General features: G+C 70.9%; 18 protein-coding genes. 6 read left to right on the top strand and 12 right to left on the bottom strand.

From position 1 onward, the window contains the following. Nucleotides 1-2 precede the first annotated feature (2 nt). The 5 genes from ACILSK_RS22605 to ACILSK_RS22625 all read right to left on the bottom strand — a co-directional run bounded on the left by ACILSK_RS22605 (nt 3) and on the right by ACILSK_RS22625 (nt 4,991). On the bottom strand, nt 3-554 hold the full coding sequence (locus tag ACILSK_RS22605) for an HIT family protein (protein ID WP_395729447.1): 552 nt from the start codon (nt 552-554) through the stop codon (nt 3-5). Further along, nucleotides 547-2,643 carry a threonine--tRNA ligase gene (gene thrS / locus ACILSK_RS22610; protein ID WP_395729448.1) on the bottom strand — a complete coding sequence of 699 codons (2,097 nt, stop codon included), beginning with the start codon at nt 2,641-2,643 and terminating at the stop codon, nt 547-549. The genes ACILSK_RS22605 and thrS overlap by 8 nt, the downstream gene beginning before the upstream one ends. Before the next feature lie 113 nt (nt 2,644-2,756). Then, entirely contained in the window at nt 2,757-3,158 is a 402-nt protein-coding gene (locus ACILSK_RS22615) for an SHOCT domain-containing protein (protein WP_395729477.1), read from the bottom strand. Nucleotides 3,159-3,208: 50 nt separating this feature from the next. Next, nucleotides 3,209-3,649 (bottom strand): DUF6325 family protein, encoded by a 441-nt coding sequence (locus ACILSK_RS22620; RefSeq protein ID WP_395729449.1) that lies wholly within the window; start codon nt 3,647-3,649, stop codon nt 3,209-3,211. Nucleotides 3,650-3,677: 28 nt separating this feature from the next. After that, nucleotides 3,678-4,991, bottom strand: coding sequence for a peptidoglycan-binding protein (locus tag ACILSK_RS22625; RefSeq protein ID WP_395729450.1), 1,314 nt, complete (start codon nt 4,989-4,991; stop codon nt 3,678-3,680). 229 nt (nt 4,992-5,220) lie between these two features. Between ACILSK_RS22625 and ACILSK_RS22630 the strand changes: the two genes are divergently transcribed. Then, nucleotides 5,221-6,825: an MFS transporter gene (locus ACILSK_RS22630; protein WP_395729451.1), complete on the top strand. Its 1,605-nt coding sequence runs from the start codon at nt 5,221-5,223 to the stop codon at nt 6,823-6,825. A gap of 41 nt (nt 6,826-6,866) precedes the next feature. After that, nucleotides 6,867-8,171 (top strand): cation:proton antiporter, encoded by a 1,305-nt coding sequence (locus ACILSK_RS22635; protein WP_395729452.1) that lies wholly within the window; start codon nt 6,867-6,869, stop codon nt 8,169-8,171. Between the two features lie 21 nt (nt 8,172-8,192). On the opposite strand, the gene ACILSK_RS22640 is transcribed toward ACILSK_RS22635, so the two are convergent. Beyond that, a complete protein-coding gene (locus tag ACILSK_RS22640) occupies nt 8,193-9,515 on the bottom strand; it encodes a diacylglycerol/lipid kinase family protein (protein WP_395729453.1) in 1,323 nt (440 codons plus the stop codon). 416 nt (nt 9,516-9,931) lie between these two features. On the opposite strand from ACILSK_RS22640, the gene ACILSK_RS22645 reads away from it, so the two are divergent. The 3 genes from ACILSK_RS22645 to ACILSK_RS22655 all read left to right on the top strand — a co-directional run bounded on the left by ACILSK_RS22645 (nt 9,932) and on the right by ACILSK_RS22655 (nt 15,055). Further along, nucleotides 9,932-11,662: a SulP family inorganic anion transporter gene (locus tag ACILSK_RS22645; protein ID WP_395729454.1), complete on the top strand. Its 1,731-nt coding sequence runs from the start codon at nt 9,932-9,934 to the stop codon at nt 11,660-11,662. Between the two features lie 151 nt (nt 11,663-11,813). After that, complete coding sequence (locus tag ACILSK_RS22650; RefSeq protein WP_395729455.1) at nt 11,814-12,407, top strand: GNAT family N-acetyltransferase; 594 nt, start codon at nt 11,814-11,816, stop codon at nt 12,405-12,407. A gap of 200 nt (nt 12,408-12,607) precedes the next feature. Continuing rightward, entirely contained in the window at nt 12,608-15,055 is a 2,448-nt protein-coding gene (locus ACILSK_RS22655; RefSeq protein ID WP_395729456.1) for a DUF222 domain-containing protein, read from the top strand. A gap of 188 nt (nt 15,056-15,243) precedes the next feature. Here the strand turns inward: ACILSK_RS22655 and ACILSK_RS22660 are convergent, their stop codons facing one another. Next, nucleotides 15,244-15,651, bottom strand: coding sequence for a VOC family protein (locus ACILSK_RS22660; protein WP_395729457.1), 408 nt, complete (start codon nt 15,649-15,651; stop codon nt 15,244-15,246). 97 nt (nt 15,652-15,748) lie between these two features. Here ACILSK_RS22660 and ACILSK_RS22665 point away from each other — a divergent pair, with 97 nt between their 5' ends. After that, entirely contained in the window at nt 15,749-16,720 is a 972-nt protein-coding gene (locus ACILSK_RS22665; RefSeq protein WP_395729458.1) for a fructosamine kinase family protein, read from the top strand. A gap of 156 nt (nt 16,721-16,876) precedes the next feature. Here ACILSK_RS22665 and ACILSK_RS22670 read toward each other — a convergent pair whose 3' ends face one another. From ACILSK_RS22670 to ACILSK_RS22690, 5 genes are all read right to left on the bottom strand, one after another. Then, nucleotides 16,877-17,308: an SRPBCC family protein gene (locus ACILSK_RS22670; RefSeq protein WP_395729459.1), complete on the bottom strand. Its 432-nt coding sequence runs from the start codon at nt 17,306-17,308 to the stop codon at nt 16,877-16,879. A gap of 350 nt (nt 17,309-17,658) precedes the next feature. Next, entirely contained in the window at nt 17,659-17,823 is a 165-nt protein-coding gene (locus ACILSK_RS22675; RefSeq protein WP_395729460.1) for a hypothetical protein, read from the bottom strand. A 133-nt stretch (nt 17,824-17,956) separates the two neighbouring features. Continuing rightward, nucleotides 17,957-19,051: a TerC family protein gene (locus ACILSK_RS22680; RefSeq protein WP_395729461.1), complete on the bottom strand. Its 1,095-nt coding sequence runs from the start codon at nt 19,049-19,051 to the stop codon at nt 17,957-17,959. 136 nt (nt 19,052-19,187) lie between these two features. Next, nucleotides 19,188-20,405, bottom strand: coding sequence for a PucR family transcriptional regulator (locus ACILSK_RS22685; RefSeq protein WP_395729462.1), 1,218 nt, complete (start codon nt 20,403-20,405; stop codon nt 19,188-19,190). A gap of 168 nt (nt 20,406-20,573) precedes the next feature. After that, complete coding sequence (locus tag ACILSK_RS22690; RefSeq protein WP_395729478.1) at nt 20,574-21,008, bottom strand: methylglyoxal synthase; 435 nt, start codon at nt 21,006-21,008, stop codon at nt 20,574-20,576. Nucleotides 21,009-21,130 lie beyond the last annotated feature (122 nt).

Consider the following 21,130-nt stretch of genomic DNA (forward strand, 5'->3'; position numbering starts at 1 on the left):
GCCTACCAGGCGGCGGCGAGCAGACCCCGGGTGTCGGCGAGCAGTTGCGGCAGCACCTTGGTCTGGCCGATGACGGGCATGAAGTTGGCGTCGCCACCCCACCTCGGCACCAGGTGCTGGTGCAGGTGCGGAGCGATGCCGGCGCCGGCGGCCGAGCCGGCGTTGATGCCGATGTTGAATCCGTGCGGCGCACTGACCGTCCGCACGGTCCCGAGGGCGTGCCGGGTGAATTCACTGAACTCGGCGAGTTCGTCGGGGTCCAGGTCGGTGTAGTCGGCAATGTGCCGGTATGGCACCACCATCAGGTGGCCCGGGTTGTACGGGTACAGGTTCAGCACCGCGTACACCGTCACGCCACGGGCGACGATCAGCCCGTCCTCGTCGGACAGGGTCGGGATGCGGCAGAACGGGCACCCCGGGTCCGCCGCCGGCGCGGCGGCACCCGAGCCCCCGCTGACGTAGGCCATCCGGTGCGGCGTCCACAACCGGGCCAGGTGGTCGGGCACGCCGATGCCGGCCTGCTCGACCAGCTCGGGCCCGCCCGACTCAGCCATCAGCGCCGTCGGCCGGCCGCGCGTCGGCCGGCCGCAGCTGCGCGAAGGCCTCCGCGGTCGGCGGTTCGTTGCGGCGTTGCTGCACCCAGTCCACGATCGCCTCGACGGCGGCCGCGGTGGGCACCCCGTTGACCTGGGTACCGTCCCGGAACCGGAAGCTGACCGCACCCGCAGCCAGATCCTTCTCGCCGGCCAGCAACTGGAACGGCACCTTGGCGGTGGTGTGGTTGCGGATCTTCTTCTGCATTCGATCGTCGGAATGGTCGGCCTCGGCCCGGATGCCGTGCGCGGCCAGCCGATCGACCACCGCCTGGATGTGGTCGCCGAACGCGTCGGCGACCGGGATACCGACCACCTGCACGGGCGACAGCCAGGCCGGGAACGCACCGGCGTAGTGCTCGGTGAGCACCGCGAAGAACCGCTCCACCGAGCCGAACAGGGCGCGGTGAATCATCACCGGCCGCTGCTTGCTCCCGTCGGGGGCGGTGTACTCCAGCTCGAACCGGTCGGGCAACTGGAAATCCAACTGGATGGTGGACATCTGCCAGGTCCGGCCGAGCGCGTCCCGGGCCTGGACGGAGATCTTCGGGCCGTAGAACGCGGCCCCACCCGGGTCGTCCACCAGTTCCAGGCCGGACTCCCGCCCCACCTCGGCCAGGGTCTCGGTGGCCACTGCCCAGTCGTCGTCCCCGCCGACGTACTTGTCCTCGTTGCGGGTCGACAGTTCGAGGTAGTAGTCGTCCAACCCGTAATCGGCCAGCAGCTCCAGCACGAACCGCAGCAGGCTCGCCAGCTCGTCCCGCATCTGCTCGCGGGTGCAAAAGATGTGCGCGTCGTCCTGGGTCATTCCCCGTACCCGAGTGAGACCGTGGATGACGCCGGACTTCTCGTACCGGTAGACGGTGCCGAACTCGAACATCCGCAGCGGCAGCTCCCGGTAGGAGCGCCCGCGGGCCCGGAAGATCAGGTCGTGCATCGGGCAGTTCATCGGCTTGAGGTAATAGTCCTGGCCGGGCTTGCGGACCGCACCGTTCTCGTCCAGTTCGGCGTCCAGGTGCATGGCCGGGAACATGCCGTCGCGGTACCAGTCCAGGTGCCCGGAGATCTCGTACAGCCGACCCTTGGTGATGTGCGGGGTGTTCACGAAGGAGTAGCCGGCGGCGACATGCTTGGCCCGCGAGTAGTCCTCCAACTCCTTGCGGATGATGCCGCCCTTGGGATGGAAAACCGCAAGGCCGGAACCCAACTCGTCCGGGAACGAGAACAGGTCCAGCTCCACGCCCAGCTTGCGGTGATCCCGCCGCTCCGCCTCGGCGTGCCACTGCTGGTACGCGGCCAGGGCTTCCGCGGATTCCCAGGCAGTGCCGTAGATCCGCTGCAACTGCGGGTTCTTCTCGCTGCCCCGCCAGTACGCGGCCGCGGACCGGGTCAGCTGGAACGCCGGGATGTACCGGGTGGTCGGCACGTGCGGGCCGCGGCACAGGTCGCCCCAGACCCGCTCACCGGTGTGCGCGTGCAGGTTGTCGTAGATGGTGAGCTCGCCGGCGCCGATTTCAACGGATTCCTCCGCCGACTTCTCACCAGTGGCATCCGATTTCAGGTCGATCAACTCGAGCTTGTAGGGCTCGAAGGCGAGTTCGGCCCGAGCCTCCTCGCCGGTGGTGACCCGGCGGGCGAACCGCTGCCCGGCCTTGACGATCCGCTTCATCCGCTTCTCGAGGTCGGCCAGATCCTCCGGGGTGAACGGCCGGTCCACGTCGAAGTCGTAGTAGAAGCCGTCCTTGATCGGCGGTCCGATGCCCAGCTTGGCGTCCGGGAACTTGTCCTGCACGGCCTGGGCGAGCACGTGGGCGGTGGAGTGCCGGATGACCGAGCGGCCGTCGTCGGTGTCCGCCGCGACGGGTTCGACGTCGGCGTCCGCCGCCGGGGCCCAGCTCAGGTCCCGCAACCGGCCGCCGGCGTCACGGACGACCACCACGGCCTGCGGGCCGCTGCCCGGCAGGCCCGCCTCGCGGACCGCGGCGCCCGCGGTCGTGCCCGCCGGGACCCTCACGCTCGCGGCGGGCGGGGCGATGGGGGCGCTGGACACGGGTACTCCTGGGGCTCGACCGGCAGGCGCCGGGGTGAACACATGGCATCGCGATGCTAGCCCGGTTCACCCCGGCGTCTCGCGCGCATATCCCGGCGCGGAACCGACCGGAGTCAGCTGCCCAGGATCTTCGCCTTCGACGCCTGGAACTCGGCGTCGGTCAGCACGCCGGCCTCCTTCAGCTCACCGAGCTTCTTCAGCTGCTCGAGCATGTCGTCGGTGGACAGCGGTGCCGCCGCCGGGGCCTCGGCCGGCGGCGCGGCGTACTGCGGGGCCGGGGCGTACTGGGGCTGGGCGTACTGCGGCTGCGCGTACTGCTGCGGCGGCGGGGCGTACTGCGGCGGCGGCTGCTGCTCGTACTGCTGCGGCGGCGCCTGCTGCTCGTACTGCTCTTCCTGCGCCTGGTCCTTGGCCGCCCACCGGTTGGCCTGACGGCGGGAGACCCGGTTGGACACGGCGGTGGCCGTGCCGGCAATGGCGGCGGTGCGGGCGATCCCGCGGAGAAGTCCCATGATGTTGTCGTGCCTTTCGCGTCGTTGTCCGTGTCAGGTGAAGGCCGGCGGGGTCAGGCGTCGGCCGCTTCCAAGCTGTCCAGCGCGGCGATGACGGTCTCGACCGGGATCCGGCCGTCGGCCAGCACCCGGGCGCCGTGGTTGCGCATCGCGGTGACGAACGGCCCGGCCCAGGTGTTCTCGTAGATCATCACGCCGACCGCCGTTCCCTCGGGCACGAGCGCGGCCGCGTCCGCGAGGTCCTCGTCGCCGAGCAGCCCGGACGACACGCCCTCGAAGACGGCGAGGTCGAGGACACCGTCGTGGTCCAGGTCGGCAAGGGCCGCCCCGGAGAACGTGCCGTCCGGGCCACCGATCACGAACCGGAGGTCCAGGATCCGGATGATCCCGCGGTCGACCAGATCCAGCAGGGCCGCGAAGCCCTCCCCGGTGATCTTGGCCTCGGGGAATTCCAGCGCGAGATAGTCGATCGGTCCGATGTCCTGCTCTGCCATGCTCAGCATTCCTTTCCTGATGTTCCGGTCAGCCCGTCGTCTTGTCCGGGGTGGTGGTCTCGACCGTGACCTTGCTCTTGGCGGTGGTCGTTTCGGTGGCCGTCTCGGTCGCGGTCTTGGTCTGGGTGGCCGTTTCCGTCGCGGTCGCGGTCTTGGTCTCGGTGGCGGTTGCTGTCGCCGTTTCGGTGGCCGTCACGGTGGCCGGCGGCGAGGTGGACAGCACCTCCAACGCGGCGAGCGCCGCCTGGAGGGCCACCAGAGTCGCCGGATCGACCTGGCCCGTTGGTTCGACCCCGAGCGCGGTCTGGGCCGCCTTCAACGCCTGCGTCAGGGCGTCCGTCCACTGGCCGTCGACCGGGCCGTCCCAGTAGCCCATCAACTTCAGCACGGCCTGCAGCGCCGCCGTTTCCGCCGCGGTCTGGGCCGCCTCCTGTTGCCCGACGGCGGTCAACTTCGCCTGCAGGGCCCGTGCGGTCGCCTCGTCGACGAACCCGGTGACCGCGAGCCCGCTGTCCCGCTGCAACTGCTCGACCGCGGCGACGGTCTGCGGACCGTAGATGCCGTCGACCGGCCCCGGGTCGTAACCGGCCAGCTTCAGGTCGGTCTGCAACGCCAGGGTGTAGGCGTTGAGCTTGGCCGCGGCCTGCGCCTGCCGGTCGTCGGAGAAGCAGCCGGCGTCGTTCAACAGGTTCAGCCAGGCGATCTCGAGGGCCAGCGCAGCCGAGTTGTAGGCCGCGCCGGCGTCGGTGAGGGTCGTGGCGGAGTTGATGCCCTTCGCGGTCTGGGCGAGGTCCTGCTCGGCCTGTCGGACGCGGTCGATCGACGCCGCGGGAACCAGGGTGGGCGTGGTGACGGTCGTCGGCGTCGGGGTCTCGGTCGGGCTGACGGTGGCGCTCGGCGAGGCCGCGGCCTCGTTGACCGCGGCGGCCAGGGCGACCTGGGCGTCGGCGAGTTCCTGCTGCGCGGCGACCAGTTCGGACTTGGCGGTCTCGACCGTGTCGGCGCTGGTGACGACCTCTTCGCGCGGCGCGATCAGGTCGGCCCCGAGGGTCTGCACGTCACCGACCGTCGCGGCGCGATCGGTGAACACGCGGCCGTAGCGGTCGAGCGTCTGGACGTAGTCCTTCGCCGTGCTGCAGAAGCCCTGGTGCGCACTGGTCAGGGCGCCCTCGGCGTCGGCCACCGCGGTCTGCGCGGCGTCGACCTGGGCCTGCGCCACCGCCACCGGGTCCGCGGAGGTGGACGTCGTCGGCGTCGTGCCCCCGTTGCTGCCGCACGCCGCAGTCACCAGCGCGATGCTGATGGCCATGGCGACGAGACCGGGTCGGGCCCGCATCGTCATCGTCGTCGTCCCTCCCGATCGGCAGTCCGGTCGGACCGGCACAGGCATTCTGACCGAACCGTCGGCATCCGCATCATCCGATCAGCATGAGACACGCCGATCGGCCCGGTTGGCCCGCGGGGAGCTCATGCGTCCCCGGCCTGCGATCCCGGTGTGACGTCGCAAATGGGATTATCCAGCCGGCTCCGGGCATACCGTAGGCGACGTCTTTCGAACTCAAGGGGTTCCCGTGACCGACAGCCCTTCACTGAGCGAAGCTTCCGCCGCCGGGGCCCGGCCCGACAAACGCCTCGGCCTCCTGCTGGCGATGGCGATGTTCGTGCTGGTGGTCGATACCTCGCTGATGAACGTGTCGATCGCCGCGGTGGTACACGACCTGGACACCACGGTCAGCGGGGTGCAGTCGGCGATCGCGTTGGAGGCGCTGGTCTCCGCCGCGTTCATCCTGATCGGGAGCAAGGTCGGCGACCTGATCGGCCGCAAGCGGGCCTACATCCTCGGCCTGCTGGCCTACGCGGTCGGTGCCCTGGCGATGGCGCTGGCGCAGGGACTGACCGCGGTCATCGTGTTCTGGGCCGTCGTCGGCGGGATCGGCGCCTCCCTGCTGCTGCCGGCGATGCAGTCGCTGATCCACGGCAACTTCGAGGGCGCCGAGCAACGCCGGGTGTACGCCCTGGTCGGCGCGTCGGCGGCGATCGCCGCCGCAGTCGGACCATTGCTCGGCGGGTTCATCACCACGTACCTGTCGTGGCGGGTCGGCTTCCTGCTGGAGGTCGTGATCATCGCGATCGTGCTGGCGGGCATCAAGCTGGTCCGTGACGTGCCCTACACCGGTGACCGCACGGTCGATGTCGTCGGCGCCCTGCTGTCCGTCCTGGGCATGGGCGGCACGGTGCTGGGCATCCTGGTGTGGCAGGAGGGCGGTGACCGGGTGTTGCTGCTCATCGCGATCGGTCTCGTCGCGCTGGGCGGGCTCTTCTGGTGGCTGCGCCGCCGTCAGCGCCACGGGCTGGCAGCCCTGCTGGACCCGGACCTGTTCCGGATCCCCACCTTCCGGTTGGGTGCATCGGGGCAGATGCTCCAGCAGATCGCGCTGGGCGGCATGATGATCGCGCTGCCCATCTACCTGCAGATGGTGTTGGAGTACAACTCGATGCAGGCGGGGTTGTCCATGGCGCCGCTGTCGCTGAGCATGTTCGCGGTCGCCCTGCTCGCCGCCAAACGGGCCGGCAAACGTCGCCCGAGCTCCATCATCATGGCCGGCTTCGTCCTGCTCGCCGCCGGGCTGGTGGTGCTGATCCTCGTGGTGCCGCGGGCGACGTCCGGCTGGTGGCTGGCGGTCCCGCTCGTCGTCGCGGGCTGCGGCATGGGTTTGCTGGTGTCCCAGCTGAACAACTACACCCTGTCGCCGATCTCGGACGAGCGGGTGAGCGAGGCGGCCGGCGTCAATTCCGCCGCCGGCTCATTCGGCCTGTCCTTCGGTCTGGCCGTCGTCGGCGCGATCCTGCTCGCGGCGCTGTCCCTGACCTTCACCGCGAAGTCGGCGGACAGCACGGTCCTCACGGCAGGTGAGAAGGATCGGGTGGCTCAGGTGCTGGAACAGGACGCCCAGGTGATGAGCAACACCGCGCTGGCCGATCTGGTCAGCGGGCAGCCACCGCAGACGCAGGCGGAAATCCTACGGATCAATACCGAGGCCCGGCCGCAGTCGCTGCAGGTCGCCCTGGGCATCCCGGTGCTGGCGGCGCTGGTGGGCCTGGGTGTGTCGCTGCGGATGCGTCGACGGCCGGACCCGCAGAGCAACGCCTCACCCGAGTCGATCGGTTTCGGCTGAGATCTGTCCGCTCTCACCCCGGCATCTGCGAGGGTGGGACCATGCCTGCCCTCGTCACGGCGGTGTTCGGCCTGGTCGTCGTCGGCTATGTCACGGCGTCCCACCGCCTCGATCGGTGGAACGTCACCGCGCCCATCGTGTTCACCGCTGTCGGGACGGTCATCGGGATCTGGTTCTGGGACGGCACCGACACCGCGATCGTGCACGGGATCGCCGAGATCGCCTTGGCCCTCATCCTGTTCCACGACGCGGCCCAGGTGCGCCCCCGGCAGATCCAATCGGACGCCGGTGCGTGCGCGCGGCTCCTGCTGATCGGCCTGCCCCTGACGATCGTGCTGGGAGTCGTCATCGCCCAGCTGTTGATGCCCGGCGTGGGCATCTGGATGGCCCTGCTGCTCGCCGCCGCGCTCGCACCGACCGACGCCGGGTTGGGCGCGCCGACCGTGCTGAATCCGGTCGTCCCGGTGCGGATCCGCCGCATCCTGAATGTGGAGAGCGGGCTGAATGACGGTCTGGCCACGCCCATCGTGCTGTTTGCGATTGCCGCTGCGGCCAACTCCGAAGGTTCATCGGTCGGGGTAGGCAGCGCGGTCGGGGCCGCCCTGATCGAACTTGCCGGCGGGCTGGTGGTGGGCATCCTGCTCGGCGCCGGCTGCGGCCGGCTGCTCGCCTACGCCGATCGCCGCGCCCGGCTGGCCACCGAGCTGCTGACGGTGGCCACCCTGGCCATCCCGGTTGCCGCGTACTACGGGTCGGTCGCGTGGCACGCCAACGGGTTCGTCGCGGCGTTCATCGCCGGCACGGCGTTCGCCGCCGCCTTCACCCGGCCGACCGCCCGGCAGCCGGTCGTCGCTGCGGATGCTGCCGAGGAGCCCCTGCAGCTGGCGGCGTGGGTGTCGACGGCGCTCGGGTACGCGGTCTGGGCGCTGTTCGGGGTGATCGGCGTCGCCCAGCTGTTCCTCATGCTGAGCTGGCCCGGGGTGATCTTCGCGGTGCTCTCGCTGACCGTGCTGCGCATGCTGCCGGTGGCGATCGCATTGGTGGGCAGCCGATTCGCGTTCCGGACGGTGCTGTTCGTCGGCTGGTTCGGCCCGCGCGGGCTGGCCTCGGTGATCTTCGGACTGATCGCCGTCGAGGAACTGGAGATCACCGACGAGACCCGGATGATCATCGGCGCGATCACCGTCACCGTGCTGCTCAGTGTCGTCCTGCACGGGGTGAGCGCGGCACCCGGAGCGGACCGGTACGGCCGGTGGGTGCGGGCCGCGCAACCCGCGGAGGAACTGAAGTCCTCGGCGGCGCCGTCCGGTGGTCGGGCCGCTCCGCCCGCCCGTCGCCCCCGCTGACCGGCCGCGCGCCGGGTGGCCTCAGCGGCCCAGCGCGAGGGCCGCCAGCCGGCGGAAGTCGATCGGGTCCGGCAGCACCGGCACGCCCGGACGCTGGCGGGGCAGGCGCACCCGGAGCGCCCTGGGCCGGACCGAACAACGCACCGGCGCCGGCACCACGAGGGCCTCGCCGTCGACCCCGACCGGGATCTCGGCCTTCCCCGGCTGCTCGCCCGACCGATCAATGTCGATTACCACGTCACCGTCGCCGACCAGGTTGGTCACGGTGCGGAATTCGGCGCGACGCAGCAGTGCCGCCGCCTCGCCGGCGCTGGCGATGTGCCCCGCGACGATGCCGAGCACCCCCTGGTCGATCCGCTCCCGCCGGCCCATGTCCCGGAGCCGGCCGGAACCGTACGGGTTGTTGCTGATCAGGATCGCCTGCTGGTCGGTCAGCGTGCGCGCGCCGGTGCGGACGGTGAGCCGGCTGCCCTGGCTCGGATCAAGCAGGTCCGGCAGCATCGCCAGGATCGTCTTGTTCTTGTTGTCGCGGTATTCGGGGCTCTGCACGATCTCGGCGTACGCACCGAACGAGGCGTTGTTGACGAAGGGGCGGTCCCCGATCAGGCCGAGGTCCACCCGCACCTCCTCGCCGTCGGTGAGCGCGGCGAGGCAGGTCGACGGGTCGTCCCGGTCGAGTCCCAGGTCGAGTGCGAAGTGGTTGCGAGTGCCGGCGCTGATCACCAGCAGCGGCAGGTCGTGCTCGGCGCAGATGCCCGCGACCAGGGCCTGGGTGCCGTCACCGCCGGCCACGCCCAGGAGGTCGGCGCCCCGGTCGACGGCATCCCGGACGATCGCGGCCACGTCGACATGACCGGGTCCGTCCAGCAGCGCGACCTCGGCTCCCAGGTCTTCCGCCTTCCGCTTGAGGTCGAATGTGACGACCTTTCCGCCGCCGGACCGCGGGTTCATCACGATGAACGGCCGCAGCGGCGGCGGTGTGTGGACGGTGGGCATCCACTCCGGAGTCTTTCGGCGCATGGCCGCGCGGGCCGCGGCACCGCCCAGCGCCAGCAACGCCACCGTCACGATCGCGACGATCAGCGCGTCCCGCCACATGAAGATCACCAGGACCGCAACGATGGCGCCGATTGCCACGGCCAGACCCAACCATCGGCCGATCCCCCGCTTGGCCAGGAACCAGTACCCGCCCACCAGCACCGCGACCGCACCGATCAGGCCGATCACCAGCAAGGTGATGCCGATCGCTCCCTCGGTACCGATCAGCACCACGATCGCTGCGACCCAGGCGGCGAACGCGCCGCGGGCCAACCACCGCTGGGACGCGGTCGACGATTGCTGCATTGCTTGCATTCCTTCTCCGTTGCCGACCGCCGGGGTCGAACTGGCTCATGGCTGACCGGCGCTGGTCGACGGGGAGCGGCCGCCACGACGTGGTGTCGACCTGTTTCCCGCCGACCGGCTCCGGACGTCCACCACTCATCATGCCGCCCTATCCGGTGAGTCCGGTTCACCCGGCTCGAATGAAGTGTCGGCCGAAACCATGATCCGGACGATCCGGGCCCCGGCGCTGTGACAGGCTGCCGTGCGGTGCAGTCCGGCCGCGCGGACCAGTCCGGCCGCGCGGAGCAGTCCGGCCGCGCGGAGCAGTCCGGCCGCGCGGAGCAGTCCGGCCGTGCGGAGCAGTCCGGCCGTGCGGAGCAGTCCGGCCGTCCGGAGCAGTCCGCGGCGGCAGCCGCCCGGCCCAGAAGGGGAGCGCGATGAGCTCGGTCTCGGCAATCGCCCGCGTGGTACCCGGTGTCGACATGCTGCGCGACTACCGGCCGGCGTGGCTCGGCAAGGACGTCACCGCCGGTCTGGTGCTCACCGCGTTGCTCGTTCCGCAAGGCATGGCGTACGCCGAACTGGCCGGGCTCCCCCCGATCACCGGCCTCTACACGACGGTCCTGTGCCTGCTCGGCTACGCCGCTTTCGGCCCGTCGAAGGTGCTGGTCCTCGGGCCCGACTCCTCGCTCGGTCCGATGATCGCGGCCACCGTCATCCCGCTTGTCACCGCGAACGGCGACCCCGGCCGGGCGGTGGCGTACGCGTCGTTGCTCGCGTTGATGGTCGGCGCGATCACCATCGCCGCCGGTGTCTTCCGGCTCGGGTTCATCGCCGATCTGTTGTCCAAACCGACCCAGATCGGGTACATCAACGGCCTTGCGCTGACCATCGTGATCGGCCAACTGCCCAAGCTGTTCGGCTTCTCGGTGGACGGCGACGGGCTGGTCGCGGAGGCGACCGAGTTCGTCCGGGGCGTTGCCGACGGGCGCCTGGTGCCGGCCGCGCTGACGGTCGGGGTGGGTTCGCTCGCCGTGATCCTGCTGTTCAACCGGTTCCTGCCGCGGATCCCCGGGGTGCTGGTCGCGGTCGTGCTGGCGATCGGCGCGGTGGCGGTGTTCGACCTCGCCGACCGCGGCGTGAAGCTCGTCGGAACGTTGCCCGAGGGCTTTCCGCCGTTCACCATTCCGACCGTGCCGTGGTCGGATCTCGGCCTGCTGTTCGCCGGTGCCCTCGGCATCGCCCTGGTCTCGCTGACCGACACCATCTCGACCGCAAGTGCGTTCGCCGGCCGGCGCGGCGAGGACGTGGACGGCAACCGGGAGATGATCGGGATCGGCGCGGCCAACGTCGCCGCCGGCTTCTTCCAGGGGTTCCCGGTGTCGACCAGCGGATCTCGGACCGCCGTCGCCGAGCAGAACGGGGCGCGGTCCCAGGTGACCGGGCTGGTCGGCGCCGTCGCGGTCACTCTCATGCTGGTGTTCTTCCCCGGATTGCTCCGGAACTTGCCGCAACCGACCCTGGCGGCCATCGTCATCGCGGCGTCGATCTCGCTGGCCGACCTGCCGGGGATGCAGCGGCTCTGGCGACAGCGGAGGTCGGATTTCGCGCTGGCCCTGGCCGCTTTTCTGGGCGTCGCCCTCCTCGGTGTGCTGCCCGGCATCGCCATCGCCGTCGCGCTCTCCGTGCTGAACGTGTTCAGCCGGGTCTGGCGGCCGGACCGCGCGCAGCTGGGCAAGGTCGAGGGACTCAGGGGCTACCACGACACGGAGAGCTACCCGTCGGCGGCGCAGCTGCCCGGTCTGATCCTCTACCGCTTCAGCAGCCCGCTGATCTTCGCCAACGCCAATACGTTCCGCGACGATCTGCGCCGGTTCGCCGAAGCCTCCCCGCCGCCGAAATGGATCGTGGTGACCGCCGAGCCCATCACCGACGTGGACACCACGGCCGCGGATATGCTCGCCGAGCTGGACGGATGGCTCAACTCCCGCGGGATCAGCATGGTGTTCGCCGAGGTCAAGGACCCGGTCAAGGCCAAGATCGACCGGTACGAGCTGACCGCGACGATCGAACCGAAGCATTTCTTCCCCACCATCGGGTCGGCCGTGCACGCCTACCGGGAGGAGACCGGGCTGGACTGGCCGGCCGCCGATCCTCCGATCGGATGACGGCGAGGTCCTGCGTCGGGACACCCTGACTGCCTCTCGATCCACGTTCGGCGGGCGGGCGGTCGCCCGGGCCGGCCGCCTCACCCGCACCGCCTCACCCGCACCGCTTCGCCGGGTCGCGGTGTCGGTGGAGGTGCGGACAATCCCAGGCATGATCGAAGAACTACGGATCGTGCCGGCAAACGGGGCCTCCGCCGACGATGTGGACGCGGTGTTCGCCAGTGGCGACCCGGCCCGATGCCGATGCCAGTGGTTCAAAGTCCGGTACGCCGACTGGGGCGGCCTGCCGGTCCCCGAACGCGCAGCTCGCCTGCGCGCGCAGACCCGATGCGGCGAACCCGAGGCTGACACAACCACCGGTCTGGTCGCCTATCTGGCCGGACAACCGGTGGGTTGGTGCGCAGTGGAACCCCGGACCGCTTACCCAAGGCTGCTCACCGCGAAGGTGCCCTGGGCCGGCCGGAATGAGGACCGGAACGATGAGACCGTCTGGGCGGTGACGTGTTTCGTCATCCGCTCCGACTATCGACGCCGCGGCGTGAGCCGAGCGCTGACCCGGGCCGCCGTGCGGTACGCCCAGGATCGGGGTGCCCGAGCCTTGGAGGCCTACCCCGTCGTCGATGGCGCGAGCAACAACGCGGAACGGTTCGTCGGCATCGAAGGCGTGTTCGCGGACGCCGGCTTTCTCCCGGTCAGCCGACCGACGCACCATCGAGTGGTGATGCGGCACGACTTGAGGAGATAGCCGCGCCATGGTCGCGCGGGGGCCGGTTCGCAGGTTGGTCGCCCGCACCACAGTCGGACTGTCAGACTGCCGCGCTTCAATGCTCGTGCTCGTGGTCATCGGTCGGCCTCCTCGTCGAACTTGATTCCAACGTACACTTGTTTCGATGCACGTCAAGCGATAGAATCCAAACACACGTACGAGATGATGGAGGTGTCGGGATGGTCGATCAGGTCCCGCCCGCCGCCTGGCCGGATCTGGCCGCCGGACCGGCGACCGCCGCCTCGTTGTGTGCCCTGGTCACGGTGGACGCCGGCAGGTTGAGCGGCGCGCAGCTGGTGGATGCCGTCGTATGCGCGGAGAAGGCGGTCTCGCTGCTGCTCGGGGTGCAGGCGCGGCTGCTGTCCGCGCTGGCGGTGCCGTTCGTGGCCGGCGACCCGATGCGTCTGGCGGCCAAGCTGGCCCGCCGCTCCGGGCTGGGAGACGGCATGGACGACGAGCGGGACGATCAGATCGTGCAGGCCATGGTGCCGGAGGCGGCGCAGTCGCTGGCCGCCGGGGAGATCGCCGCCGCGTTGCGGATCGCCCCGGTCACCGCGGGCATCCGGGTCCGCAACGCGGTCGCGCTGACCGAGGAGTTCGCCCCGGCCCGGGAAGCCCTGGAGGACGGCGTCCTGGACCGCGGCAAGCTGCGCGCCGTCATGGACCAGGTGCAGGTCCTGCCGGCCGAACAGATCGGCCCGGTCCTGGACCAGGTGCTGCCCGAGGTCGCCGACCGCTGCACCAGCGAGATCCGGGAGATCACCGCGCAGGCCGTCATCACCGCGGACCCGGACGGCGCCACCGACCGGCACCGGCAGGCCGCCGCCCGGCGCGAACTCACCCTCAGCCCGGGGACCGACGCGATGGCCACCCTCAAGGCGTTCCTCCCGGCGGACGGCGCCGTCAAGATCTTCCAGGTCAGCGACCTGCTCGCGACCGGCACCGCCGGAGTACCCGGCGACCACCGCGGAATCGGCGCCCGCCGGGTCGACGCCCTGATCGACCTGGCCGACCGGTTGCTGTCCGACGGGCACATCGACCTCACCGGGTTCATCGGGCAACCCCTGCCCGACCCGACCAGCCCCACCCACCGGCCCCGCCGCGCCAGCCACACCCGAACACGCACCGGCCGCGGTGGTGGCCTCATCGACCCCGCCGGGACCCGCGGCGCCACCACCCGCCGCCCCACCGGCGATCATGACGATCCCACCGAGCACCACCACCCGACCGGCCGAACCACCACAGCCAACCCCGCCACGACCATCCACCTGGCGGACCCCGCACCCACCGCCAACCCCACCACGACCGACCACCCGGCGGACCCCGACCGCGCCGTCGCCGGCGGCCCCACCGAAGCCGGCAACCAGCCCACCACGGCCGACGCCGCAGCCGCCGATGACCCACCCGAGAACGCCGGCGGCAGCGGCCCCGAAATGGCCCGCCACACCCACTCGAACGGACCCGCCCGCCCCGACACCTCACCCACCACCAACGCCGACCCGCCCGAACCGCCCGACCCGGACAACCATCCGGCCGCGGACGACGAACCGGCCGACCCCGCCACGGCCCGCCACCCCACCGATCCGGACCACCCCAGCAACCCCACCGATCCGGACCACCCCAGCACCCCCACCGGCCGACCAGCCCTGACCCGGCAGGGCCGCCGACCCCACCTGACCGTAACCCTGAGCCTGGACACCCTCGCCGGCCTGAACGAACTACCCGCCGCCCTCGCCGGCTACGGCAGCATCCCCGCCGACCTGGCCCGCAGCATCGCCGCCAGCGCCGGCACCATCACCGCCGCCCTGACCGACCCGACCACCGGCGCCGTCACCACCGCCGGGGAACTGACCTACCGCCCCCGACAAGCCCTCCGCGACCAATCCGCCGCCCGCACCGACACCTGCCAGTTCCCGTCCTGCCGGCAACCCGTCTGGCGGTGCGACCTGGACCACCGCCAACCCTTCGATCACCGACACCCCGACCAGGGCGGGCGCACCACCCTGGACAACTCCGGAGCCCTGTGCCGACGCCACCACCTGTTCAAGGACCACGCCGACTGGCAACTCACCGTCGACACCAGCCGGCTCACCGTCAACTGGACCAGCCCCACCGGCCACACCTACACCCGCCGAGCCCGGCAAACCGCCCCACCCGCCGCCTGGATCCGCACCACCGCCACCACCATCGCGCAACGACTCGACGACATCGCCGCCACCCACGCCCTCCACACCGACGCCACCCTGACCGGAACCCGCTACCCCACCGCCGACCACCCAACGCCCGAGACCGGCCACCCCACCGAGCCCAACCCGACCGGGACCGACCACCCCACCGGCGACACCCCGCCGACCGGGACCGACCACCCCACCGGCGACACCCCGCCGACCGGCCAGACCGCCAGCACCAGCTCCAGCTCCAGCTCCAGCTACGACACTGCCGCCCCGACCGAGCACTGCGGCACCTTCGAGGACCGCCTCACCGACGCCGTGCTGCGCCACGCCCTGAGCAACCCCCAGCAGATCGAATACCAGCCCGGCCAAGCCGATGAGCGGCTCGAGCAAACCCCGCCGACCGTCGCGGACGCGGCCGCCGGGCCGGAGGATCCGGACGAACCGCCGTTCTGATCGCCTCGGCCAGGCCGGCCGAACGAAGCTGTTGGGGGCCAGTCGTTGCCGATCGGACGCCGACGAGCTCGACGACCCGCCACCGTTCTGACGCTCGCGAGGTCTCGGGCCCGCGGGTCGCCGCCATGCTGGTGGTTGGGCGAGCGTCGCCTCGCGCAACCCCCGCGCAGCAAGGCGCGCGCCCTCGTTTAGTCGTGTTGGACGATCTCGAACCCGTTGCCGTCGGGATCGGAGAAAGTGAACATCGGCGGCACACCCGGCCAGTTCAACAGCTCTCCCACGGTCACCCCGACCGCAGCCAGGGTGCGGTGCGTTGCCGCGGCATCGGCCGTGGTGAACCTGATGCCGATCTCCCGGCCGGCGGCACCGGCGTCGGAGGCCTGAATCAACGCGACCGACGTCCCACCGCCGGGTGGCGCCACCTCGATCCAGCGCCCGCCGGGCTGCGGCATCGGCACATCAACCCGGACGTCGAAGCCGAGCACCTTCGAGTAGAACTCCAACGCCTGGTCCTGGTCGGTGACGGGCACTCCGATGGTGTGCATCCCGTCGATCCGGTCGGTCGTCGAGCTGGTGGACGAGCCTGCAGTCGTCATCGGAGCCTCCGGTCGGAACTGGTGGTCGTTGCCGGCCGATCGATCCGACCGCCGGCCTTCACCACGTCCGACCGCATTCAAGGATCAAACTGATCGCATGCCGAGACGACCGTCCGACCTCGACGACCACCCAAGCGGCGGCGACACACCACCCCACCGCACACCACCCCACCGCGACACGGCGCCCGACGGCGACGCACACACCGCCGGCGTCAGTCGGCGCGGCGCCAACGACCCGGGGCTGGACGACCTGTCCGCGCCGAGGGGCGCCGATGACCCGCCGGAAGACTGGCCCGCCGACCTGGCCCGTCCGGTGGGCGAGGAATCGCTGGTCGGCGGCTACATCGGACGAACCACTCGCGCCACGCTGGCCGACGGACGGACCGTCGTGGTGAAACGCTGCCCCTACCCGGCCCTGCAGGAGGCCGACGGGTTGCGCGCGCTCGGCGTAGCCGGCGCACCGGTGCCGGCGGTGTTCGGGGTCGGCGCGCACATCCTCGTGTTGGAGTACGTCGCGGGTGATCCGGATTGGTCGCGGCTGGGCCGGGCCGTCGCCCGGTTGCACCGGCACACGGCCGCCCGCTTCGGCTGGCCGATCGTGAACTATCACGGGCGATTCCCGCAGGACAACACCTGGTCGGACAGCTGGCCCGACTTCTACGTGCAGCGCCGGGTCGCCCCGCAGTTGGCCCGTGCCGACCTGCCGGCGGACCTGCGGGCCCGGATCGAGACGGCCTGCGCGGGCCCACTGCCGGCGCTGCTACGGCCCGATCCCCCGGCGTCGCTGACCCACGGCGACCTGTGGCCGGGCAACATGATCGACGGCCGCTGGCTGGTCGACCCGGCGGTCAGCTACGCCGATCGGGAGCTGGACCTGGCGTATCTGAGCCTGTCCAACGATCTTCCGCCGGAATTCATGATCGCCTACCGCGACGAGTACCCCGTCGAACCGGACTTCGAGGAGCGCCGGCCGGCGCTGCTGCTGCACAAGTACCTGGTGAACGTGCGCCACTTCGGCGACCGCGCGCTGCCCCGCCTCTGGACCCTGCTGGAGCACTACGGCTGGTAGCGGCGGCGGGTCAGTGGGCGGAGAGGGCTGACCAGACCGGAGCGCACGGTCGCGCGGGTCAGTGGGCGGAGAGGGCTGACCAGACCGGAGCGCACGGTCCGCGCGGGTCAGTGGGCGGAGAGGGCTGACCAGACCGGAGCGCACGGTCCGCGCGGGTCAGTGGGCGGAGAGGGCGCTGACCAGACCGGAGCGCACGGTCCGCGCCCCGAGCAGCGGGATCAGGGCGCCTACGAGATGCCCCATCACACCCTTGGCGTGCCGCTCCAGCCGGACCTGGACCGTGCTGCCACCGCCGTCGGCGGCGGCGATACGGTAGTCCCACCGGGACCCGGCCGCCCACAGGTTCGACTCGGTGGTCACCGCGGTGATGGTCCCGGCCGCGGGGTCCCAGTCGTAGCGTTCACGCTCCCAGCCGAGTTTGTTGCCTTCCGTGACGTCGGCCCAGGTGTCCCCGACCTCGTGCACGATCAGGGTGGACTGGTCGACATTGGGGAATGCGGCCGCCCGACCGGGACCGAAGTCGGTCAGGATTCGGAGCGCTTCGGCCGGGGCCAGGTCGGTGGTCACGCTGGTGTGGATGACGGGCATGGTTCGACGGTACGGATACCGCCTTCGGTCAACGACGGCGGCAGGACAACAACGTCGGCGGTCAACGACGGCGGCAGGACAACAACGCCGGCGGCCAACAACGGCTGCGCAACGCCGACCGGGTCAGCGACACCAACCGTCAGCACCGCCGATCAACGACGACAGCTGCGCAACGCCGACGGGTCAGCGACGCTTGCGCCGACGACGGGTGACACCGCCGGTTAGCGACACCAGACGGTCAGCGACGCTTGCGCCGACGACGGGTGACACCGCCGGTTAGCGACACCAGACGGTCAGCGACGCTTGCGCCGACGACGGGTGGCACCGCCGGTCAGCGCGACACCAGACGGTCAGCGACGCTTGCGCCGACGACGGGTGGCACCGCCGGTCATCATGTCGGTCCAGGCGTTCATCATGTTGGTCTGCTCGCGCTTGGCCGACCGCTTGATCTCGTTCGTCGCCTTGCCCCGGGCGGTGTTCGCCACCCGATTCGCCGCGCTCAGGTATGCGCTCATGAAGGGGTTCTTCGCCATCTCGGTCTCCCGTTTCGTGTCGGTGTCTGCGGCCAACCCCGTCACCATCGTCGGGACCTCGAGTTGAGTGTTCCCACTCGCCGAGGCCCCGACGCGGGTCTTGGTGTGCCGCAGGTCACGTCCCCGCAGGGGGCACCGATCGGGCCGGCCCGCTCGCCGGCGCATCCGGAGATCGCGCCGCGTCACCGGCCACCCCCGCGCCCGAGCCCACCTGGACCGGGTCGGCATCGCCCGAGACCGGCTCGGTCGCCGCGAGCTCTCCCGGCTCGGCGTCATCGTCCGGCAACGGCCGCAGCAGGGACATCGCGATCGAGACGGTCAGCGCCACCACGATGACGCCCAGCGAGACCAGCGACGGGATCTCCGGGATGGCCGGGTTGATCACCTTGTGTCCGGCCTGCAGGAACAGCTTGACGCCGATGAAGGCGAGGATGAAGGCCAGGCCCTTGCCCAGGTAGTGGAACTTCTTCAGCATCCCGGCGAGCAGGAAGTACAGCGCGCGCAGGCCCAGGATGGCGAAGGCGTTGCTGGAGTAGATGATGAACGTGTTGTCGCTGACCGCCAGCACGGCAGGCACGCTGTCCACCGCAAAGATCAGGTCGGCGGCCTCGATGGCGACGACGACGGCCAGCAGCGGGGTGGCGATCCGCTTGCCCGCCTCCTTGTAGAAGAATTTGGTGCCGCGGTACTCGTCGGAGACCGGCACCAGCTTGCGCAGCAGCCGGACGGCGAAGCTCTTGCCGGGGTCGATCGTGTCGTCGTCGTCGCGGAGCAGCTTGATCGCGCTCCAGATCAGGATGGCGCCGAAGACGAACAGCACGGCGGTGAAGGTGGAGACGATCGCGACACCCAGGGCCAGGAAGATGCCGCGGAACACCAGCGCGCCGATGACGCCGTAGAACAGGACCCGGTGCTGGTATTCACGGGGCACCTGGAAGTAGCCGAAGATCAGGGCGAAGACGAACAGGTTGTCCACCGACAGCGACTTCTCCAGCAGCCAGGCGGTGGTGAAGTCGATGGCCGGACCACTGCCCATCGTGAAGAAGATGACCCCGGCGAAGACCAGGGACAGCGCCACCCAGATGGCGCTCCAGATCGCGGCTTCCTTGAACTTGATGATGTGGGCGCCGCGGTGGACCAGCAAATCGATGGTGAGCATGATCAGGACCACGGCGCCGAAGGCGGCCCAGCCCCAGAGCGGAACGGTCACGGCAGAGGACTCCGATCGGACGAGAGGATGGCCGGCGGTGGGTGCCGACCTGTCCAGGATGCCGGTGCCCGGGCTGCCGGACCACGGCAGTTTCCGGCGAACAATAGCGCCGATCAATTGCCGGTAGTCGGCAATCTCAGCGCGGTTCGGCCTCGTTCAGACCCAGCAGCCGAGCGCCGATTAGCGCGGTCTGCAGCTCCAGCCGGTGCCGGGGATCCGCCGGATCGCGACCGGTCATCGACGCGATCTTGGATAGCCTGTAGGTCAGGGCCCGTACCGACAGATGCAACGAGCGGGCGGCTTCCGTCGCGTTCCCACCCGCGGCGAAGTACGCCTCGAGGGTCTCCAGCAGAGGTCCGGCGCCACCCCGGGCGGCGCTCAGCGGGGTCAGCACGGCGGTCACCAGGTCGCGCATCGCGGATTCGTCGCGGATCAGCACCCGGTAGAGCAGTAGGTCCGCGGCATCGACGACGGCGTCCGCGGCGCCGAGCCGCCGGCCGAGGTCGAGCGCCTCCACGGCCTGGGCATAGGACTGGCCGACCCCCACCGGACCTTGGTGCGCCTGCCCGACCCCCATCCGCCAGGAGCCGACGTCGGCGACCCGGCGCAGCCGGACCCCGCCCGATTGGTCGGCCGATCGGACCGGCGCGGCGGGCAGGACGCCGCTCAAGGCACTCACCACCTGGTCGATGGCCTCACGATCGGGAGCGGCGAAGACGACGACCAGGGCACCGTCCTTGGTGGCGACCAGTGCGTCCGCGTCGGCCTTGCTGCCCAGGACGGACCGCTCCAGCGTCGACGTCAGCGGGGAGGATTCGACGAACGGACGCTCGGCCCGGACCACGGCGACCGCGTGCGGCCCGGCCAGGTTCAGCCCGAAGGCGGCCGCTCGCTCGGCCAGGCCGGCTGCGGCCTGGGCCCCGCCGAGCAGCAGGTCGTCGACGAACGCCCGACGGGCCGTGGCCTGCGCGGCCACCACCTCGCGACGGGCCAGCTGATACCCCTCGGTGAGGGCGCCGACCGCGTCGTCGACCGCGCGCAGCATCATCTCCCCCGCCCGCACCACCCCGGCCGGATCGTCCGCAGCATCCACCACGCCCGGGAGATGCGGCCACAGACGCCAGGCCGCCGACAGGTGCAGGTCGAGCAACGAGCGCAGGGCCACTCCGGCCTCCGCGGCGCGACGTCCGCTCCGATCACACCGGCGCAGCGCCGCCTTCGGCAGCCGCTGGCCCGAGACCGCGGCCACCACCAGCGCCTCGGGAAAGTCGCCCAGCAGTGCTTCGTCGAGGTTGCCGGCATCCCGGGCCGCGGCCGCGGCCACCGCCCGGATCGAGGTGGACGACACCGGCACGGTGATTCACGGTAGTGGCCGCCGGGGCCGGGGCCACTGACGCAGCGCCGGATGCGCTCCCCTCTACTTGGCCGAACTTGCGAGGCCACCATTGAGCACAGAAGGAGGGCCCGGGAAGCAATTCGGCGACGGAGGAGCCGGATTGCTTCCCGGGCGCACCAAGGAACGCTAGGCCGACGCCACCAGGGGCGACGCGCCCGTCGACGGCCGCGCGACGTCGGGGCGGACGGCGGCGTAGTCGCCGGACAGCAGCGGCGAGGAGATGAGCATGTCCGCCGTGGCCACGTTGGTGGCGACGGGGATGTTCCAGAGGGTGGCCAACCGCAGCAGCGCCTTGACGTCGGGGTCGTGCGGCTGCGGTTCCAGCGGATCCCAGAAGAAGATCATCAGGTCGATCTCCCCCTCGGCGATCTTGGCGCCGATCTGCTGGTCACCGCCCAGCGGGCCGGACAGGAACCGGCGCACCGGCAACCCGAGCTCGTATTCCAGCAGGGTGCCGGTCGTGCCGGTGGCGGACAGCTCGTGCTGCGCCAGCGTGCCGCGGTTGTACTCGGCCCAGGCGAGCAGGTCGACCTTCTTGTTGTCGTGCGCGACCATGGCGATCCGCCGGACGGTGCGGGGCGCCGGGACGGCGGTGGGGTCGGGATCGGGAGCCGGCGTCGGGTCGACGGCGGGGTCCGGATCGAGAGCCGGCGTCAGGTCGACGGCGGGGTCCGGATCGAGAG

Origin of the sequence: Nakamurella sp., assembly GCF_044224575.1 — a bacterium.
Taxonomy (GTDB): domain Bacteria; phylum Actinomycetota; class Actinomycetes; order Mycobacteriales; family Nakamurellaceae; genus Nakamurella.

Bases quoted from the DNA above. Each gene is read 5' to 3' on its own strand.
- ACILSK_RS22660 (WP_395729457.1), bottom strand. From the start codon at position 15,651: ATGACGACTGCAGGCTCGTCCACCAGCTCGACGACCGACCGGATCGAC.
- ACILSK_RS22625 (WP_395729450.1), bottom strand. From the start codon at position 4,991: ATGACGATGCGGGCCCGACCCGGTCTCGTCGCCATGGCCATCAGCATC.
- ACILSK_RS22675 (WP_395729460.1), bottom strand. From the start codon at position 17,823: ATGAGCGCATACCTGAGCGCGGCGAATCGGGTGGCGAACACCGCCCGG.
- ACILSK_RS22665 (WP_395729458.1), top strand. From the start codon at position 15,749: ATGCCGAGACGACCGTCCGACCTCGACGACCACCCAAGCGGCGGCGAC.
- ACILSK_RS22635 (WP_395729452.1), top strand. From the start codon at position 6,867: ATGCCTGCCCTCGTCACGGCGGTGTTCGGCCTGGTCGTCGTCGGCTAT.
- ACILSK_RS22655 (WP_395729456.1), top strand. From the start codon at position 12,608: ATGGTCGATCAGGTCCCGCCCGCCGCCTGGCCGGATCTGGCCGCCGGA.
- ACILSK_RS22650 (WP_395729455.1), top strand. From the start codon at position 11,814: ATGATCGAAGAACTACGGATCGTGCCGGCAAACGGGGCCTCCGCCGAC.
- ACILSK_RS22605 (WP_395729447.1), bottom strand. From the start codon at position 554: ATGGCTGAGTCGGGCGGGCCCGAGCTGGTCGAGCAGGCCGGCATCGGC.
- ACILSK_RS22640 (WP_395729453.1), bottom strand. From the start codon at position 9,515: ATGCAGCAATCGTCGACCGCGTCCCAGCGGTGGTTGGCCCGCGGCGCG.
- ACILSK_RS22645 (WP_395729454.1), top strand. From the start codon at position 9,932: ATGAGCTCGGTCTCGGCAATCGCCCGCGTGGTACCCGGTGTCGACATG.
- ACILSK_RS22620 (WP_395729449.1), bottom strand. From the start codon at position 3,649: ATGGCAGAGCAGGACATCGGACCGATCGACTATCTCGCGCTGGAATTC.
- ACILSK_RS22670 (WP_395729459.1), bottom strand. From the start codon at position 17,308: ATGCCCGTCATCCACACCAGCGTGACCACCGACCTGGCCCCGGCCGAA.